This is a genomic window from Nocardioides sp., assembly GCF_031422975.1.
In the GTDB taxonomy this organism is placed as follows: domain Bacteria; phylum Actinomycetota; class Actinomycetes; order Propionibacteriales; family Nocardioidaceae; genus Nocardioides.
On sequence record NZ_JANPEO010000312.1, the window covers coordinates 1 to 2,742 of the forward strand.

A 2,742-nucleotide genomic window follows, 5' to 3' on the forward strand; every position below is an offset into this window, starting at 1 on the left:
CGCACTGTCCTCGTGCCCTAACACCCTGGCAATGCATGCTGTCAAGAGTGCCGAACCGTTGCTGGGGCGCCGTTCGAGACCATGTCCACCCGCCGCACGATCCGCGCAGGTGGCTGACGCGCGAGCGCGGCATACCGCAGCCGCGATCACGACGCGTCATGTGGTGCGAAGTCCCGTAGTCCGGGAGTCGCACCCTGGCGCCCGGGTAGTCCTGCAGGTGGTTCATACTACGAACGTGTCAGTCTCGTCAGAGGCTGGCTTCGCGGACGTGGTGTAGTTGCAGCACGCTTCCCTTCCAGGGAAGGGGTCGAGGTTCAAATCCTCGCGTCCGCTCGAGTTCACCAAGCCGGAGCCCAGCAGTTCCTCGCTGGCACGGAACGGCGTTGTGTGCTCGCCTCCCCACGACCGCACCTGCCCGCTACTTCCGGCTCGGAGGCGCACGCGGCAGGTAGGAGCTGGAGCAGCGCCCCGGCACACAGCGGATCCAGGTCAGGGCCGGGACACCACCGGCCACCTGAGGAAGAGTTCGCGGCCACCGACTGCGAGGAGGGCCGCGAGGGTCCACAGTCCGACCGAGATCGACAGGTAGTGGACACCGTCGTACAGATCGTGATGGTCGGGGTCACCTACCGCGAAGCCGATGAAGGGCAGTGCGGCGAACCAGAGTGCCGCGAGTGCCGGAGCGAACCAGATCGGCCGCCGGTACGCCAGCGCCCAGCCGCCGAGGAGCGCGCTGAGCAGAAACACCCCGAGGCCCATGGGGGCTCCCAGGAACGGGAGCGCGAGGAGGGCCGCGAGGCGCCAGCCCTTGGAGCGGCCGGTCAGGCGCGCGCCTCGCACCAGCCCCAGCCCCAGCCCGCCGATCGCAGCACTGAGGATGATCGCCAGCGTCCCGGACCAGCTGAACGGGTCCGGGTGGACGACGATCAGTCGCATCCACAGCCGCGCGAGCACGCCGACCCAGGCACCCAGCAGGATCCCGAGCGCTCCCCAGACGAACACAGCTCAGGCCGTCGCGTCGGGGTCAAGTCGGCAGTCGACCATCGGGCGCACCTGAGCGAGGTGGTCGAGGGTTAGATCGTGGCCGGCCACGGCGCACCCCCCAGCACCCTCCCGACCGCGTCGGAGAAGGCTTGCCACGCCCGCCGCTGCTCGGCGAGCGCCTTCCTCCCGGCCCTGGTCACCGTGTACGTGCGCCGCGGGCGACCGACAGCCTCGCTCCAGACGCTCGCAAGCAGGCCCTCCCGCTCCAACCGGTGCAGCACCGGGTAGATCGTGCCCTCCGGCAGGTCGAACGAATCCCCGCTGCGCGCCCTGAGCTCCTCGATCACGGCATAGCCGTGCAGCGGACCCGCGGCCAGGACCGCCAGTACGAGCATGTCCAAGTGCCCCTTGATGGTGGATCCCCTCATACCTAGCAAGGCTAGGCCTAGGCTCGCTAGGGTTCAAGGCCTGAAGGCTCAACGAAGTAGAGGAGTGAAACTCCTGCCGACGAGCCTGAGTGCCCTGGTCGTATCAGGCGAGCAGTGACGGCGCGATGACCAGTGCAAACAGCCCAGATCAGCGGTAGTTGGTGAACTGCACCGCGAAGTCGTAGTCCTGCGACTTCACCAGTGCTTGCACGGCCTGGAGGTCGTCGCGCTTCTTCGACGACACCCGCAGTTCGTCGCCCTGGACCTGCGCCTTGACGCCCTTGGGGCCCTCGTCGCGGATGAGCTTGGAGATCTTCTTGGCGTCCTCGGAGGTGATGCCCTCCTTGAGCGTGATGTCGATCTTGGACACCTGGCCCGACTGGCGCGGCTCGGAGGCGTCGAGGATCTTCAGGCTCTGGTCGCGCTTGATCAGCTTGTCCTGGAAAACGCTGAGCACGGCGCTGGCCCGGTCGTCGGCGGAGGCGACGATCTCGATGGCCTGGTCGCCCTTCCACTCGATCGTGGCGCCGGTTCCCTTGAAGTCGAATCGGGTGGCGATCTCGCGCGCCGCCTGGCTCAGCGCGTTGTCCACCTCCTGGCGGTCGAGCTTGCTCACGATGTCAAAGCTTGAGTCGGCCATGGGGCTCCTCCGGTTTTCTGTCTACGTCGGTCTGACGCTATCCTTTCGTCTCGTTGTCACCCGGCCAAGCTCGCCCTTGGCTCGGGCGTCAGCACGGCAGATTGCCCGAGCGGCCAATGGGAGCGGACTGTAAATCCGTCGGCGTATGCCTTCGAAGGTTCGAATCCTTCATCTGCCACCAACGGCCCCGCACTGTCGGGGCCGTTCGGCATTTCGGCCGACCCCCCTGCGATGCTGTCGCCATGGCCGCCGAGCAGATCCACGACATCGGCCGCCGCCGGGCGTGGGCCGTCTGGGGAGTGGCGTTGGCGGTCTACGTCCTGGCCGTCTTCCACCGCAGTTCGCTCGGCGTCGCGGGCATCCTCGCGGCCGAGCGCTACAACATCAACGCCACCAGCCTGGCCACGTTCACCGTGCTCCAACTCGTCGTCTACGCCGGGATGCAGGTGCCCGTCGGGGTGCTGCTCGACCGCTTCGGCTCGCGGGCCATGTTGCTGTGCGGGTTGGTGCTGATGACCGCCGGGCAGCTGGGGTTCGCGTTCAGCACGTCGTTCGGCGGCGCTGTCATGTCCCGGGCCGTTCTCGGCGCCGGCGACGCGATGATCTTCGTCAGCGTGATCCGGATAGTGAGCGTCTGGTTCCTCGTGCGGCAGGCCCCGATGATCACCCAGCTCACCGGCCTCACCGGCC

At 67.5% G+C, this 2,742-nt stretch carries 4 protein-coding genes and 2 tRNA genes; 3 read left to right on the forward strand and 3 right to left on the reverse strand.

Translation table 11 applies throughout. The features are described 5' to 3' along the window. Positions 1–262: 262 nt before the first annotated feature. Positions 263–333 (forward strand) — tRNA-Gly (locus RMO85_RS09400). Positions 334–489: 156 nt separating this feature from the next. Here the strand turns inward: RMO85_RS09400 and RMO85_RS09405 are convergent. The 3 genes from RMO85_RS09405 to RMO85_RS09415 form a co-directional block, all read right to left on the reverse strand. Further along, positions 490–1,002, reverse strand: a complete 513-nt coding sequence (locus RMO85_RS09405) for a hypothetical protein (RefSeq protein WP_310528467.1) — start codon at positions 1,000–1,002, stop codon at positions 490–492. A gap of 71 nt (positions 1,003–1,073) precedes the next feature. After that, positions 1,074–1,412, reverse strand: a complete 339-nt coding sequence (locus RMO85_RS09410; RefSeq protein WP_310528468.1) for a helix-turn-helix transcriptional regulator — start codon at positions 1,410–1,412, stop codon at positions 1,074–1,076. Between the two features lie 148 nt (positions 1,413–1,560). Further along, a complete protein-coding gene (locus tag RMO85_RS09415; RefSeq protein ID WP_310528469.1) occupies positions 1,561–2,052 on the reverse strand; it encodes a YajQ family cyclic di-GMP-binding protein in 492 nt (163 codons plus the stop codon). A 95-nt stretch (positions 2,053–2,147) separates the two neighbouring features. On the opposite strand from RMO85_RS09415, the gene RMO85_RS09420 reads away from it, so the two are divergent. Next, positions 2,148–2,233: transfer RNA gene (locus tag RMO85_RS09420), tRNA-Tyr, on the forward strand. 61 nt (positions 2,234–2,294) lie between these two features. Then, positions 2,295–2,742: MFS transporter (locus RMO85_RS09425; protein ID WP_310528470.1), on the forward strand; the 448-nt coding region annotated here is incomplete at its 3' end.

Excerpts from the sequence above, each read along its gene's own strand:
- RMO85_RS09415 (WP_310528469.1), bottom strand. The coding sequence starts at position 2,052 with ATGGCCGACTCAAGCTTTGACATCGTGAGCAAGCTCGACCGCCAGGAG.
- RMO85_RS09410 (WP_310528468.1), bottom strand. The coding sequence starts at position 1,412 with ATGAGGGGATCCACCATCAAGGGGCACTTGGACATGCTCGTACTGGCG.